Here is a 14,925-nt window from a genome sequence, read left to right as displayed (position 1 = left end):
GCATCCGGTTCCACCACGGCGGGACAGCGGGGAAAAGGGGCAGGGGTACGGGGGATGCGTATACAACCACGCCAGCACATGCTGGAGATCTGGCGGGCCGTCGCCCGGCAGTCGTTCACTCGAGGCGTGTGGCGCCCGGACGATACCGGTGCTGATTCGAGCAGTGTCGAGGATGCCGAGCGACTGCTCTGTCTGATGTATCCGGCGACGGAATTACCGGCGTTCAGACTGGACGCGCCGGACGAAACAGCGGCGGACGTCCTGGCCGCCCTTCAGCGGGTCGGCAACAACATCGACATTCCGCGGAAGCTGATCGACGCCATAACGGATTTCACCCGGACCCACACGGACGAGGCATCGGTGCCGAGTTTCGCGGGCGGCCGGTATTTCTCACCCGTCGATCCCGCCGCCGAACTCACCCCGGAGCAGCGCGCTCTCGGAGTCGTCGATTCCTATTCCATGTCGATCACCCTGTCGCTGGCGACGCTGGGTTTCCTGAAGGTCCTGACCCGGAAGGTGCACCGCAAGGACGTCCAGGACATGGCCGAAAAGCTGGAGGCCGCCACCCGTACCCGGCTCTCGGCCGCCATGGTGAGCCTGCTGCGCAGCTTCACGGTGAACCTCTTCGACGCCGACTCCCCGCAGGGCCGCGCGGTGTGCGCGCTGGTGAACCAGGACGGGCTGTCGAACCGCCTGGTCGTGCACCAGCTCCAGCAGCGGCTCAAGCCGCTGCGCGCCTCCATCCGGGAGTACATCACCCTGGGTCTCAATGTGGTCGGCGATCTGGACAACGACAATCTCCTCCTGGAGTGCGGCTGGTCGTGGGGGCTCGTGCAGGACGCCCCGCCGGTCGACACCACGGAGCCGGTCGGGACGCAGCCCAAGGGACTGGCGCACCAGGTGCCGTACCTGTACTTCACGGTCGTGGCCCTCGACGGCATCGCCGACCTGTTCTCCGAGCGCACCCTCACCCTCGGACTGCTCAACGACGAGCAGCAGCGGCTGGCGGAGGCGCTGCGACTGCGCTGGGAGATCACCCAGCAGTACTGGTCGATGGTGGCCCGGTTCGGTGAGGAACGCTGGCCGCTGGAGGACATCCCCTGGCGGGCGACCGCGCGGGTGCAGGAATCGGAGTACTTCAGCCTCTCGGTGGCCGCCATTCTCGTGCAGGACCTGGTGCGCCGACGGGCCACGGACGACGACCTGACGCGCACCGTCGCGGTGATGGAGGAGCTCGCGGTCCGCGCGAAGATCACCCGGCGGATGACCGACGGCGATCCGGCCATCGCCCTGCACCACCCCGGGGTGCGGCTGCCGTTGCTGGGCAGCGAGAGCATCGGGCCGCCCATGCAGTGGACCATGACGGACTTCTCGGCCCAGTTGCTCAAGCGCACCATCCAACTGTGCGCCCTCTCGCGGAACATAGAGTCCCACGACCGGCTGCTGCGGCTCGCCGAGCAGATTCTGGACCACCTCTGGAAGCGCCGGATCCCCTCGGGCCCGGGCGCCAACCTCTGGGACAACATCCGCGCGGTCTATCCGCAGTCGACACAGACCGGCACCCCGCTGTCGTGGAGCATGACCGAGCGCACGGTGGAGTGCATGGTGGCGGCCGCGGGGCTGTACGAACAGCCGCCGATCCGCAGCCGCACGCTCAATGACATCGCCACGGCGCTGCTCAGCGAGGCGTCCCACCTCTTCGGCAAGGAGATGATGGAGCCCGCGCCGGCCCTGGAGGAGTCCGTGCGCAATGACCTCAGCGACCAGTTGACGGTCGCCGAGGGGAAGCTGCGGCGCGCCCGTCAGATCGTCGACGACCGGCCCGGCACCGCCTGCACCCTGGCCCTGCAGGTCCTCGGCCAGCTGGACGAGATCGCGCTCGGGCGGCGCGCGGCGTCGAGGGGGGTGTAGGGGCGTGCTGGTCTTCGCCGCCTCGGACAAGGGCGGCACCGGGCGCTCGGTGACGAGCGCGAACATCGCCTATCGCCGTGCGCTCGGCGGCGACGACGTGTGCTACCTGGACTTCGACTTCGGCTCGCCCACGGCCGCCGCCGTCTTCGACGTGCCGGGGGCGCTGCGGGGCATCGAGGCAGGCGGTCTGCACTCCTATCTGCAAGGGACGGCGGGCGAGCCGCACCGGGTGGACGTGTGGGCCGAGTCCGAGCACGACGTGCTGCGCTCGCGCCCCACCGGCGCGGGCCAGCTGGTGCTGGTGCCGGGCGACCGCAGCGGCGGCGAGTTCACCACGAACCCGGCCACCGTGCGCCGGTGCGCGGAGCTCTTCCTGCGGCTGGAGGAGGAGTTCGACATCATCCTGGTCGATCTCAGCGCGGGCCGTTCCTACGCCGTCGACATGGTGCTGGAGGCGACCGCGCGGGAGGAGTTCAGCGGTCTGCGGGTGCGCTGGCTGGTCTTCCACCGGTGGACGCGGCAGCACATCATCGCCGCCCACGGCCTGGTGTTCGGCGAGCGCGGGGTGGTGGCCGGAGGCGTCACGCGGGGGCACGAGGCGGACCGGCTGCGCAGCGCCATCCGGTTCGTCCGGGCGGCCGTGCCGGACCCCGAGTCGGCGCTGTTCGCGCACGTGCCGCCGCCCCAGGCGGCCTGGCTGCGCAGGTGCGACCAGGATCTCAAGGAGCTGGCGGCCCGGCTGGACATCGGGGTGACGAAGGTGCTGGGCAGTGTGCCGCTGGAGCCGGTGCTCCAGTGGCGCGAGCAGTTGATCACCGACGAGGACGTGCTCACCAGCCGGGTGGCGAACGTCCGCACCCGGGATGCCTTGAAGCGGCTGGCGGATGCGCTGTCCGGCGAGAAGGCCTGGGAGTCGCTGTGACGGGGACGACCTTCCGGGAGGAGAGCGCGGATCCGCGGACGCAGTCCCTGCCGCTGTCGCACCTGTCCGTGGAGCTGGGTCATCTCTACATGGAGGACTTCGCGGCGGGGCCCGGGCGGCTGCGCGAGCAGTTCACGCGGGTGAAGCCGTGGGCGGACGCGGCACGGGTGTCCCTGGCGGGCGCGGCCGGGGTCCGACGGCCCCGGGTGAGTACGTGCTTTCTGGTCGACGACTACTTCACCCGTTTCTCCTCACCCGCCGAGCTGATGCCGATGCTGCTGGCAGAGGCGAAGGCGTGCGGCCTGACCATCGACTATCTGGCGCGTGAGGCGGGGTGCGCGGCGGCCGACGGCGTGGAGCCGGCCTCGCTGGTGGAGGGCAGGCTGGTCGAGTCGCCACCGGTGGGGAGCAACGGCTCCCGCCCGGCGGTACGGGAGATCGGCTGGCTGTGCAACGGCGAACGGACCCCGGCCGCCGGCGGGGAGGCGATGAGCGGCGCCACCGCCTGGGCCGCGCCCGTCGAGACCGGGGCCCGTCGGCATTCGGTGTTCATGGACGTGGAGCTGTGGGACGACGGGGAGGGGGGCCGTACGTGGTCGTGCCCGTTCCTGGCCGCCGTCTGGCAGCTGTTACGGCTGGGCTTGTTACGCCGCGAGGGGCAGCCGGTGTTGCAGGCTGTTCCCTGGGGCCCCGAGCGCGGTGCCTTCCCCCGCGACTGGGACGACCTGCCGCCGCTGGTGCGGCTCAACGCCTCGGCCGCCCCGTTCGCCGCCTATGGCACGTTCTCCGTGCTTCCCTCGCGGTTCCTTCCGGTGGAGCACGCGGTACGGCTCGTCCTCGGCCAAGTGGCCTTGGAGGAAGCGGTATTGCGTCAGACCGCCGAGCGGGCGGACCGTGAGGGCTTCGCCGTTCCCCCCGCGGTCGCCGACCGCGCCGCCTACGCCTTCTACGCCGAGCCATGACGGGCGGCGGCGCGGGAGACGGGCCCGAGGCGTTCGTCTGCGGCGAGGTGCGCACGTGCCTGTTGCAGACGTCGGCGTCCCTGCCGCGCGCCGAGGCCGTGCGACTGCTCCGGCTCCGGTCCGACGAGGCGGTGCGCTTCTCGGAGCGGCCGAACCTGTACGCCGTCTCCCCCGAGGTGCTCACCGGCGTCGACTGCGCGCTGCCCGCGGCCACCGGCAGCCGGGTACGGGCGGTGGGCACGGTGCAGGCGCGGGCGGTGCTCACCGAGGGCCGGGTGCTCCAGGCGACGGCCCGGTTCTCCTCGCCCGTTTCGGGCCCCGACCGGCGGTTGCCGTGGGGGCACTATCTGGTGCGTCCCGGTGTCGTCCAGCCGCTCGGGCGGCTGTCGGTGCCCGACGTGGCGGCGGGTTTCCTCGGCGCCCGGCCGGCCGTGCCGGACCGGCACGCGGCCGCCACGGTCGATCTGGGGGCGATCGCGGAGCGGCTGCTCGCGCGCGTCCTCGGGCAGCCGCTGCTGGACCGGCGCGCGCCCTTCAAATCCCGCCGCACCATGCTGCGGTGGTTCGCTGTCCACGCGGCGGCCGGGCAGGGCCCGCCGACCGCGGAGTTCACCGTCGCCGCCGACGGGCTACGGACGCTGCGGATCTCCGCGGCGGGTCTCGACGCGGCGGAGATCGCCGCTTTCTGCGAGGAACTGGCCCTGCACGACTGGCTCCTGACGACGCTGATAAGGATGATCGACCGCAGTCGGCTCGGGTCGACCGCGGGAACCGAGGCGGTGCTCGCCCTGCGGCCCGCCGTGGACCATCTGCTGCACCTGTGGATGCCCGGTGCCCGTACGGGAGCCGGACCGGCCCCGCTGTGGGACGGTCTGGAACGGCACCCGGGCTTCACCCGCCAGTGGCAGACGCTGGTCCAGCGCATCCGCGACCAAGTGGCCCTGCGGGCCGTCCCGTTCAGGTGCCAGGCGTAGGGAGCACCTGAACGGCCCACTCACCGGAAGAACACCCATCGGGGGAAGACATGGAACGTACGACGAGAATCCCGCCGTTCCTTCAGAAGGCCGCGATCACCGTGATCCTCGGGTGCGCCGCGTATCTGACGACCACGCTCACCGGGCAGCCGGAGATATGGCGGCTGACCATCTCGATATTCATCGGTGGCGCGTCGCTGATCGTGCAGTTCATGACGGACTTCGACCGCCGCCTGGGGGTGGTCGAGACGTCGCTGACGTCGCACAGCGAGGACATGAAGAAGCTCGTCGACGGCGGCTTCTCCCGGATCAACGAGGCGACCCGGCTGTTCGGCCTGGTGGAGGGCTCGGCGCTGCGCACCGACGCGGTCACCCAGCTGGTGCGCAACGCCACGGAGATCGGCGTGGGCGGCCCGGACATCATCTACGACTTCGCGCAGGCCGAGATCAGCCGGCTGGCCCAGCTGATGAAGGACCTGCACGGCGGCCAGGCCGCCTACGACGGCGAGGACCACGACTGGCTGCTGACGCTCACCCGCAGCGCGGGGGTCAGCATCGACGCCACGAGCACCGCGATGGACACCGACTTCTGGCCCACCGAGCTGGGCCGTCGTTATCTGCGGGCGCAGCGCGAGGCGATCAAGCGGGGGGTGCGGGTGCGCAGGCTGTTCATCGTGGCCCACCCCGAGCTGCTCCAGGACGAGCGGATCAAGGCCGTCTGCCGCAGCCACGAGGACCTCGGCGTGGAGGTGCGGGTCGCGGCGATGTGCACGCTGCCGCCGGCGGCGATGCTGGACCCGGTCTTCGACTTCATCGTCTTCGACGGCGGTGTGAGTTACGAGGTCAGCCCGGCGCTGGGCAGTGAGCACACGCCGCGCCCCGTCGTCGCCAAGACGACCCTGGACGTGCGCGAGGGTCTGGTGACGGACCGGGTCCACCGTTTCAACGACCTGTGGGAGGCGGGCCAGTGACCGCGGGCCCCGCCCCACGGCTCGGGTCGCGCGTGAGCTGATCCCCTTCCCGCTCGATGGGTTCGCGGACGAACTCGGCGAGGGCGGCGAAGACGTGGAAGAGGGGTCCCGAAGGGGCTGAACGGTTCGAAGGGGCCGAAGTCTCGCAAATTCCTTAGTTCATTTCGTGTTTCGCTGGCTGTTCCGAGGAGGCTCGTGGCCAGCGCCGGTGAGGCGTCGACGCCCCTTCTCTGCGCCGTCGAGAAAGGGGAGCGGATGTCCACGCGCGCGTTGTCCAACGGAGTGCCATTCTGCGTCCTGCTGGGGCCCGACCATGCCGGAAAGTCCACGGTGCTGGCCGCGTTGGGCCGGGAGGTTCCGGCGTGGCGGACGCTGTCCGTCGACGGAACGCTGCTGGCCCCCGAGCACGCCTTGCTCAACCGGCTGCGGCGGGAGCTCGTCCGGGAGGTCGCGCCCCACGGGCAGGCGTGGTCGGCGGATTTCCTCACCACCATGGTGCAGACGGCCGTCGTCCATCTCCGCGACGAGCTGCTGCGCTCCGATCCCCGGGTGCCCGCCGTCGTCGACTCCTACTACTACAAGTACCTCGCCAAGTGCCGGCTGGCCGGGGCGGCGGACCACCACCCCATGTTCGCCTGGTGGCGTTCCTTTCCCCGGCCACGTCGTGTGATCTATCTGGATGTGACGCCCGGGACGGCCTGGCAGCGCTGCCGTGAGGGCGCCGACCTCAACCCGCTGGAGTACTACGGTCCGCAGCCCCGCCGGGACGAGTTCCACCGGTACCAGACGGACCTCGCCAAGGCCATGTGGGACGAGATCCGGGACCTGCCGGTGACCGTCGTCGAGGAACGGAACGACCCCGTACACACCGCCGAATCCATACGGAGAGTGCTTGTCGATGAGCTTGGCTGATTCCTGGGCGGACCCGGGCCGGGTGCGCCGCTATCGAGAGCGGGTCCTCGCCGAACGCGCCCGGCTGCGCTCCGCCTTCGCCGACCCTGAAGGCCACCAGCGCGCTGTCCTGGCCGACCTCCTGGAATTCAATTCCGGCACCGCGTACGGGAAACGGCACGGCTTCGGCGCCATCCGCACCCTGGACGACTACCGCAAAGCCGTCCCGGTGCAGACGTACGCGGATCTGGAGCCCTGGATCGAGCGCGCCGCGGCAGGCGAGACCGGTGTCCTCACGGCCGATCAGCCCGCCGTGTTCTTCACCAGCAGCGGCAGCACCGGTGCCCACAAGAAGATCCCGGTCACGCCGCGCTTCATGCGCACCACGTTCTTCCCCTTCTATTACGCGGCGTGGGCGCCGCTCATCGAACATTTCCCGGACGTCCTCCAGCACCCCGGCGCCGTTCTCAACCTCAAGCACGACCCGCTGGCGGCCCCGCCCACCACCGCCTCCGGACGCCCTCATGTGGGCGCGAGTCAGGTGGACTTCGGCGAGAGGTTCGGCGAGCCGCTCTCCGCCGAACCCGGCACGGGCGCCCCCTGGGCGACCCTGCCGGTCCCCGTGGAAGCGGGCGAGCACCTGGAGAAGATGTATCTGCGGCTCCGCCTCGCCGTGGAGAACGACGTCCGCTGCGTGATCGGCATCAACCCGGCCATGGTCGCCGCCCTGCCGTACCAGCTGAACCTGTGGTGGCCGCGGATCGTCAAGGAGATCCGCGACGGTACCCTCGGCGGGCATCCCCACGGCGCGCCCGACCCGGAGCGCGCGGCAGCGCTCGACCGGCTCGCCGAGCGCCACGGCACCGTCCGCCCGTCGCACATCTGGCCCCGGATGCGCGCCATCTTCTGCTGGACCACCGGCCTGGCCAGGCTCTATCTCCCCAGGCTCCGCGAACAGTTCGGGCCCGGCGTGACCGTGCTGCCCGCGCCCGTGGCCGCCTCCGAGGGGCCCGTCGGCGTGGCCCTGGACCGGCACCCCTCCGCCGGCAGCCTGGTCGTCACCGCCTCGGTGTACGAGTTCGCCGACGCCGACGAGGACCTCGCCCCGGACACGGCGACCCTCGGGCCGCACGAGCTGGAACCGGGCCGCGACTACCACGTGGTCTTCAGCCACGTCGGCGGGCTCTACCGCTACGCCGTCGGCGACGTGGTCCGTGTCGTGGACCACGACGGGGGCGTGCCCCGCCTGGAGTACACCGGCCGCGGCAACCGCTCCGACCACGCGGGAGAGGGGTTGCGCGACGCCCAGGTCGTCCGGGCCGTCGAGACCGCCCTGCGCGCGGGCGGCCTCGAACTGCGCAACGTCGCCTGCCGCGTCGACCGGTCGCGCTACGAGTTCGCGGTCGCCCCGCTCACCCCCTGGAACGACGAGGAACGCGAACGCTTCACCGCACGCCTCGACGACGCCCTGCGCGGCGAGTCCGCCGGATACCGGCAGGCGCGGGACGGGAACCGGCTCGGGGCACCGTTGCTGCTGTGCCTCGACGCGGACGCCTTCCTGCGCGACTGGCAGCGGACCGTCGCCGCCGGCACCCGGCCCACCCAGGTCAAGGACCGGCTGTTCCGGCAGGACCCGGAGCTGTGGGCCCGGCTGACCGAAGGCACACCTTCGTCGAACGAACCTTTGGGGAGAAACGAACCGTGACCGCACTGCACGACCCCGTCGAGCGCACCGCACTGCTCACCGCCGCCCTCCGCGCCGTGGAGACCCGGCGGGACGACCGGCTCTACGAGGACCCCTACGCCGCGACGCTGTGCGGCGACACCGGCATGGCCCTGCTCGGCGAGGTGCGTGCCGCGGCCGTGACGCCCGGTGAGGACGGCACGCTGCCGAGCACCCCCGACTACAACGCCATCCGCACCCGTTTCCTCGACGACCTTCTCCAGCGGGCCGCGGCCGCCCCGGGGACGACCCAGATCGTGCTCGCCCCCGCCGGCCTGGACTCACGCGCCCACCGCCTCGACTGGCCCGGCCACGTCCGGTGGTTCGAGCTCGACCGCCCGGCGGTGCTCGGCCACAAGAGGCGGCTGCTGGGGGCCGGAACGCCGCGGGTCGACCGGCGCGAGGTCGCCGTCGACCTCACTTCGCCCGACTGGGAGCGGGATCTGCGGGAGGCCGGTTACGACCCGGCCGTCCCCTCGGTCTGGCTGGTCGAGGGGCTGCTCTACTACCTGCCCGGGGACGAGGTCGACCGGGTGCTGGGGCGTATCGCCGCCATCTCGGCGCCGGGCAGCACCATCGCCGCCGACCTCGTCAACGAGGCCGCCCTCACCCAGCCCCATATGAAGGGTCTCCTCGACGTCTTCGCCGGCTGGGGCTGCCCCTGGATCTCCGGCACGGACGACCCCGAGGCGCTCTTCGCACGCCACGGCTACGAGGTGCGGGCCGTACAGCCGGGCGAGGAGGGAGCCGACTTCGGGCGCTGGTCCGACCGGGTGGTCCCGCGGTCGGAGCCCGGCGTCAGCCGGGTGTTCTTCGTCCACGGTCTGAAGCGCTGACATGCGCGTCTCTCCCCTGACCCGGACGCCGGAGGCGGCGCCCGCCGGCCGGCCCCGGGTCCTCCTGGCGCCCGTCACCATCACCCCGTCCAAACCGCTGACCCCCAGCCACCTCAAGGGGCTGCTGTGGACGGACGTGATGTTCCGGGCCACCCGGCGACTCGCCGACGTCACCTACCGTTGCAGCCACACCACCTATCACCTCTGCGAACAGACCCTGGCCTTCTGGGAGTTCCTCGACCGGACCCAGGGGGACAGCGGCTACGACGACGCCACCGAGGAGGACATCGGCCGGCTCTACGTCGCCTTCCGCGCCGAGGAGGGCCGGGCACCGGCCGAGGACCTGCGACACTACGCGGCCGCCGTCGAGGACGGATGGGTGCACCCCGCGGGCGAACGCGTCCTGCGGCTGTGGACCGGGCAGTACGCGGAGCTCGGCCTGCACGACCCCGGGCTGCTGCGCCACCAGCCACCCCGGTACGACCTCGACACGGCCCTCGAACGGCTCGAGGCCCTGGGGATGTGCCTGGACCAGCGGACGCTCGGCGGCCCCGTCCACCTCGACCTCACCCGCTTCGGTCTGCCGCTGCGGCAACTGGTGACCACCGACGGACGTCCCAACTACCTGGCCTGCGCCCTGCGTGAGCTCATGCCGCTGGCGCCGGACTTCGACGAGGTGGTGCTGCTCTACGACACCGAACTCGACTCCGACTACCAGCAGCTGGCGCGTGTCCTGAAGGCCCTGGGGCCGAGCGTCCGCCGCGTGCCTGTCGGGCGGGTCCCCATCGACGGCCGGATCCGCTCGGCCCGCCACGGCGGCTGGCACGACACCCACGCCCGGGCCCTCCTGGACCGTGCGCGCGCCGACCACGGCGAGGCCGCCGTCCGGCTGGGCATGCGGCTGTACTTCATCGCCGTACTCGGTCCGGGACAGCAGCAGTCCTTCCGCGCCGACCTGCTCCGGCAGTGCCTGCGCCGGGCCGAGCGGATGATCGCCTCCGCGGGCCCGGCCGTGGACGAGACCGCCACCGAGGCGCTGACGCGCCACCGCGGTGATCACCTCCACGTCAATCCCTACCGGCTGACGTCGAGCCTGCTGGGCACCCGGCGCCCGGCACCCGGCCTCGACCTGCTCTCGGGGGTGTTCCTGTGAACCCGGTCCAGCACCACCTTCGCGAGGCCGCGGCGGCCCGGCTCACCGCCGTACGCCCCGATCTCGCGACCCGGCACGACCTGGCCACCCTCGACGGGCTGTTGGCCGCGCGTGCCGACGTCGCGGCGGCCGGCGACGAGGAGACGGTCCTGGTCGCCGCGGTCGTCCACCGCTTCGACCTGGACCGGTGGATCCGCTCGACCTGCGACTTCGCCCTGGGGCTCGACCCCGTGCGGGCCGATGCCTGGCAGCGGTCGTTCACCCGCACCGTTTTCCTGGCGGGCAACCCGCTGCACCTGCGGGACCGGTTCTCCTTCGCCTCCGTCGCCGACGACGCGTCCACGGCCTGGACGCCGCCGGGCCCCGCGGCCGCGACGACGGGCCTGCGCAGGCTCCTCAAGCTGTTCACCGGCTCCGCCCCTCTCTGCGGACATTCCGGGATCACCGTGGAGATCCCCACCGCACACCGCCCGGCACCGCATCCGGCACACCGTCCGCCCGTACGCCGGGTGTTGTATCTGGCCTCGGCCGAGTGCACGGTCGCCGACGCGCTGGTGCATCTCAACCACACGCTGGCCGAGGGCGTGCTCGACGGACTGATCGCCCCCGGCGACCGGCTCACCGTGCGCCTCCTGCCCAGGCTGGCGGGGGTGCTCGGGGAACTCGAGCGGGTACGCGTCGTCACCGACCCCCGTTCCCCGGACCGTCTGATGGCCGCCGCGGGGCTGAGCAAGGCCAGGTGATCCTCGGCTGGCCCTGGTCAGCGCAGCAGGTGTGACCGAGGATCGTAGATGGCGGGTGATGCTGGAATTCCCCAGCGGCGGCCACTTGGCGGGGAGCTGTCTGGCCGCCGGTGGTCACTCTGCGTTCCCGGATGGTTCGTCGTTCTTGACCGGTCCCGGCGGCAGCCGGGGTCCGGCTCCGGTGGCACCTGGATGGGGTTGTTGCACATGCCGTAGCGGCATGTGGTGGGGTCGGGGCACCACAGCACGAAAGGCTCTGTCTGCGATGTACCCCTCCCTCACGCCTCCCCGGCAGGTCAAGATCGGTGATGCCGCTGCGTTCGCCGGGATCACCCCACGCGCCATCCGCCACTATCACGAGATCGGTCTGCTGCCGGAGCCCGAGCGCGGCGGGGACGACCGCCGCCGCTACGGCTATGACGACATGACCCGCCTGCTGTGGATCCGCAAGATGGCTGATGCCGGTATCAGCCTGGACGACATGCGGACCGCCTTCGGCGAAGCCCGGGACGAAGCTGGAGACGAAGCCCTGGACCAAGCCCCGGATATCGAGTCGGCCCTGAGCAGGCTGGAGGAAACCTTGGCGGCGCAGGAGGCCGCCATCAAACGTCGGCGCGCGGCTGTCCAGCGCCTGCAGGCGGTGGGCAGCCCGCTGGGGCTGCTCTCCGAACTGGTCACGGACCGGCTCAGCCACCTGCCCCCGGGCGCGTTGCGCCCCTCCGATCTGGACGCCCTGCTAGTCACGGAACGGATCTTCGGGCCGCTGGGCGCCGCTATCCAGGCCAGCACGTTCATCGTGCTGGCCACCCACCCCGACCTGCGGGCCGAGGAGGACCGTCTTGAGGCGGCCGAGGCCGCCCTCGACGACGGCGTCGAACCCGACGACCCGCGCGTCGAAGAGCTCGCCGTACAGCGATGCGCTCACCAAATGGCCCTGAACCAGGCCATCGAGGCAACTGGTCTCGACGCGGCCGAGGAGAAGATCTTCGAGATCTACGACGCCGACCTGCAAGGGGAGGAGGGCACAGAGATGAGTGCCGCCGCAGCGATCACCAAGATGCCTTACGACTTCTCTCCTGCCCGGATGCGCTGCGTGGAACTCGCCGGACGGCTCTTCGGCGAGGCCCTTGCCGACGCCCACTCCGCGGACAGCTGATCGCCTGTGCCTGGCACCGACATAACCAGCCACCATCTTCGAGGTCGAGTTGCTCCCGAAGTGCGGCATCCCTGCTGTACCCCGCGACAAGCCGGTCGAAGCGACTTGAGTCTGACCGGATCCCTGCCCTGGCCACCTCGCTCACTCACCCAGAGCATCACCACCCGCATGGCGACAAGGCCCGATCTTCGCCACTGATCACAACACAGCGCTACCGAAGCAGGATCCGCCAACTACTGCGCTCGTCCGCCAAGTAAAAATCTCGGTCGCAGCAGGTCCTTCCGGAGCGGCGTCGACCGCTTGCTTCTGCATACACCCCGGGGGTATACATGGGCTCAACAGATACCCCCCGGGGGTATCGATAGCCTTCCAGTGGGAGCAGCGATGACCACGACGACCACCGACACCGCCCGGACCTCCCGGGTCGAACTCGCCATCGGCGGCATGACCTGCGCCTCGTGCGCCGCCCGTATCGAGAAGAAGCTCAACCGCATGGCCGGAGTGACCGCCACGGTCAACTACGCCACCGAGAAAGCACAGGTCACCTACCGCGAGGACATCGCGGTGGCCGAGCTGGTCGCCACGGTGGAGGCGACCGGCTACACCGCCGCGCCGCCCGCGCCCGTACGGGACGCCGGGCCGGCCGACGGCCAGAACGGGGAAGGCCGGGACGAGGGGGCCGAGGAGCTGCGGCCGCTGCGGCAGCGGCTGGTCACCGCCGTGCTGCTGGCCGTGCCGGTGGTCCTGCTCGCGATGGTCCCGGCCTGGCAGTTCACGTACTGGCAGTGGCTGTCCCTGACCCTGACCGCACCCGTCGTCACGTACGCGGCGTGGCCCTTCCACCGGGCGGCCTGGACCAACGCCCGGCACGGCGCGGCCACCATGGACACCCTGATCTCGGTCGGTACCTCGGCGGCGTTCGCGTGGTCGGTGTGGGCGCTGTTCTTCGGCAGCGCCGGCATGCCCGGCATGACGCACGGCTTCGAGCTGACCATCGCGCGCGGTGACGGCGCGGGGAACCTCTATCTGGAGGCGGCTGCGGGGGTCACCGCGTTCGTCCTGGCGGGGCGCTACTTCGAGGCCCGGTCCAAGCGCAGGGCCGGCGCCGCGCTCAAGGCGCTGCTGGAGCTCGGTGCCAAGGAGGTGACCGTCCTGCGGGACGGGCGCGAGGAGTCGATCCGCACCGAGGACCTGGTGGTCGGCGACCGGTTCGTGGTCCGGCCCGGTGAGAAGATCGCCACGGACGGCACGGTCGTCGAGGGCACCTCCGCCGTGGACGCCTCGATGCTGACCGGTGAGTCGGTGCCGGTCGAGGTCGGCGTGGGCGACACCGTGACGGGTGCGACGCTCAACGCGGGCGGCCGGCTCGTCGTGGCGGCCACCCGGGTCGGAGCCGACACCCAACTGGCCCGGATGGGGCGGCTGGTGGAGGACGCGCAGAACGGCAAGGCGGCGGCCCAGCGGCTGGCCGACCGGATCTCCGCGGTGTTCGTGCCCGTCGTCATCGCCCTGGCACTCGGCACGCTCGCCTTCTGGCTGATCAGCGGCGCGGGCCTGACGGCCGCGTTCACCGCCGCGGTGGCCGTGCTGATCATCGCCTGCCCGTGCGCGCTGGGCCTCGCCACGCCCACGGCCCTCATGGTGGGCACGGGCCGGGGTGCGCAGCTGGGCATCCTCATCAAGGGGCCCGAGGTGCTGGAGACCACGCGGAAGGCCGACACGATCGTCCTGGACAAGACCGGCACGGTCACCACCGGCCGGATGGCGCTGGGAGCCGTGCACACCGCCGACGGCACGACACAGGCCGAGGCACTGCGGCTGGCGGGGGCGCTGGAGCACGCGTCCGAGCACCCGATCGCCCGGGCCGTCGCGGCGGGTGCCGCGGCCGGCGTCGGCGCGCTGCCCGTGCCGGAGGACTTCGCGAACCTACCGGGGCGGGGCGTCCAGGGGGTCGTCGAGGGCCACGCCGTGCTCGTCGGCCGGGAGAAGCTGCTGGCCGAGTGGGCCATCGAGCTGCCGGCGGGGCTGGCGCGGGCGAAGGCCGCGGCCGAGGCGGCGGGGCGCACGGCCGTCGTGGTGGCCTGGGACGGCGAGGCACGGGCGGTGCTGGAGGTCGCGGACGCGGTGAAGGACACCAGCGCCGAGGCCGTCGGCCGGCTGCGGGCCCTGGGACTGACCCCGATCCTGCTCACGGGCGACAACCGGGCCGTGGCCGAGGCGGTCGCCGCCGAGGTCGGCATCGACGAGGTGATCGCCGAGGTCCTGCCGCAGGACAAGGTCGATGTCGTCAAGCGGCTCCAGGGCGAGGGCCGGGTCGTCGCGATGGTCGGCGACGGCGTCAACGACGCGGCCGCGCTGGCCCAGGCGGATCTGGGGCTGGCGATGGGTACCGGCACCGACGCGGCCATCGAGGCGGGCGACCTCACGCTCGTCCGGGGTGATCTGCGGGTCGCGGCGGACGCGATCCTGCTGGCCCGCCGGACGCTGGGCACCATCAGGTCCAATCTCTTCTGGGCCTTCGCCTACAACGTGGCCGCGCTGCCGCTGGCGGCCTCGGGGCTGCTCAACCCCATGATCGCGGGCGCCGCGATGGCCTTCTCGTCGGTCTTCGTCGTCGGCAACAGCCTGCGGCTGCGCGGGTTCAGGCCCCTGGGCCGGTAGGACCCGGCCGCCCGCGGCCGGC

12 protein-coding genes are annotated in these 14,925 nt (G+C 71.7%); all 12 read left to right on the top strand.

What is annotated here, in order from left to right:
- Window positions 1–54 precede the first annotated feature (54 nt).
- The 12 genes from JO379_RS29280 to JO379_RS29225 all read left to right on the top strand — a co-directional run bounded on the left by JO379_RS29280 (window position 55) and on the right by JO379_RS29225 (window position 14,903).
- Window positions 55–1,911, top strand: coding sequence for an SCO2524 family protein (locus JO379_RS29280; protein ID WP_209517739.1), 1,857 nt, complete (start codon window positions 55–57; stop codon window positions 1,909–1,911).
- Window positions 1,912–1,915: 4 nt separating this feature from the next.
- Entirely contained in the window at window positions 1,916–2,833 is a 918-nt protein-coding gene (locus JO379_RS29275; protein ID WP_209517738.1) for an SCO2523 family variant P-loop protein, read from the top strand.
- The gene (locus JO379_RS29270) at window positions 2,830–3,795 is read left to right on the top strand and encodes an SCO2522 family protein (protein ID WP_209517735.1); all 966 of its coding nucleotides are present in this window, start codon (window positions 2,830–2,832) and stop codon (window positions 3,793–3,795) included. The genes JO379_RS29275 and JO379_RS29270 overlap by 4 nt, the downstream gene beginning before the upstream one ends.
- Entirely contained in the window at window positions 3,792–4,769 is a 978-nt protein-coding gene (locus tag JO379_RS29265) for an SCO2521 family protein (protein ID WP_209517733.1), read from the top strand. Before JO379_RS29270 ends, JO379_RS29265 begins: the two co-directional genes overlap by 4 nt.
- 50 nt (window positions 4,770–4,819) lie before the next feature.
- Complete coding sequence (locus tag JO379_RS29260; protein ID WP_130881186.1) at window positions 4,820–5,740, top strand: PDDEXK family nuclease; 921 nt, start codon at window positions 4,820–4,822, stop codon at window positions 5,738–5,740.
- A 195-nt stretch (window positions 5,741–5,935) separates the two neighbouring features.
- Window positions 5,936–6,652 (top strand): ATP-binding protein, encoded by a 717-nt coding sequence (locus JO379_RS29255; RefSeq protein WP_242626387.1) that lies wholly within the window; start codon window positions 5,936–5,938, stop codon window positions 6,650–6,652.
- Entirely contained in the window at window positions 6,639–8,336 is a 1,698-nt protein-coding gene (locus JO379_RS29250) for a GH3 auxin-responsive promoter family protein (protein WP_130881187.1), read from the top strand. Before JO379_RS29255 ends, JO379_RS29250 begins: the two co-directional genes overlap by 14 nt.
- Entirely contained in the window at window positions 8,333–9,190 is an 858-nt protein-coding gene (locus tag JO379_RS29245) for a class I SAM-dependent methyltransferase (protein ID WP_209517731.1), read from the top strand. Before JO379_RS29250 ends, JO379_RS29245 begins: the two co-directional genes overlap by 4 nt.
- A gap of 1 nt (window position 9,191) precedes the next feature.
- A complete protein-coding gene (locus tag JO379_RS29240) occupies window positions 9,192–10,343 on the top strand; it encodes a hypothetical protein (RefSeq protein ID WP_209517729.1) in 1,152 nt (383 codons plus the stop codon).
- Window positions 10,340–11,086, top strand: a complete 747-nt coding sequence (locus JO379_RS29235) for a DUF6182 family protein (protein ID WP_130881190.1) — start codon at window positions 10,340–10,342, stop codon at window positions 11,084–11,086. The genes JO379_RS29240 and JO379_RS29235 overlap by 4 nt, the downstream gene beginning before the upstream one ends.
- 265 nt (window positions 11,087–11,351) lie before the next feature.
- The gene (locus JO379_RS29230) at window positions 11,352–12,242 is read left to right on the top strand and encodes a MerR family transcriptional regulator (protein WP_209517727.1); all 891 of its coding nucleotides are present in this window, start codon (window positions 11,352–11,354) and stop codon (window positions 12,240–12,242) included.
- 384 nt (window positions 12,243–12,626) lie between these two features.
- The gene (locus tag JO379_RS29225) at window positions 12,627–14,903 is read left to right on the top strand and encodes a heavy metal translocating P-type ATPase (RefSeq protein ID WP_130881193.1); all 2,277 of its coding nucleotides are present in this window, start codon (window positions 12,627–12,629) and stop codon (window positions 14,901–14,903) included.
- Window positions 14,904–14,925: the final 22 nt, after the last annotated feature.

The organism is Streptomyces syringium, assembly GCF_017876625.1.
In the GTDB taxonomy this organism is placed as follows: domain Bacteria; phylum Actinomycetota; class Actinomycetes; order Streptomycetales; family Streptomycetaceae; genus Streptomyces; species Streptomyces syringius.
This window is presented reverse-complemented; position numbering and strand designations above follow the sequence as displayed.

Bases quoted from the DNA above. Each gene is read 5' to 3' on its own strand.
- JO379_RS29280 (WP_209517739.1), top strand. From the start codon at position 55: ATGCGTATACAACCACGCCAGCACATGCTGGAGATCTGGCGGGCCGTC.
- JO379_RS29265 (WP_209517733.1), top strand. From the start codon at position 3,792: ATGACGGGCGGCGGCGCGGGAGACGGGCCCGAGGCGTTCGTCTGCGGC.
- JO379_RS29260 (WP_130881186.1), top strand. From the start codon at position 4,820: ATGGAACGTACGACGAGAATCCCGCCGTTCCTTCAGAAGGCCGCGATC.
- JO379_RS29250 (WP_130881187.1), top strand. From the start codon at position 6,639: ATGAGCTTGGCTGATTCCTGGGCGGACCCGGGCCGGGTGCGCCGCTAT.
- JO379_RS29240 (WP_209517729.1), top strand. From the start codon at position 9,192: ATGCGCGTCTCTCCCCTGACCCGGACGCCGGAGGCGGCGCCCGCCGGC.
- JO379_RS29230 (WP_209517727.1), top strand. From the start codon at position 11,352: ATGTACCCCTCCCTCACGCCTCCCCGGCAGGTCAAGATCGGTGATGCC.
- JO379_RS29225 (WP_130881193.1), top strand. From the start codon at position 12,627: ATGACCACGACGACCACCGACACCGCCCGGACCTCCCGGGTCGAACTC.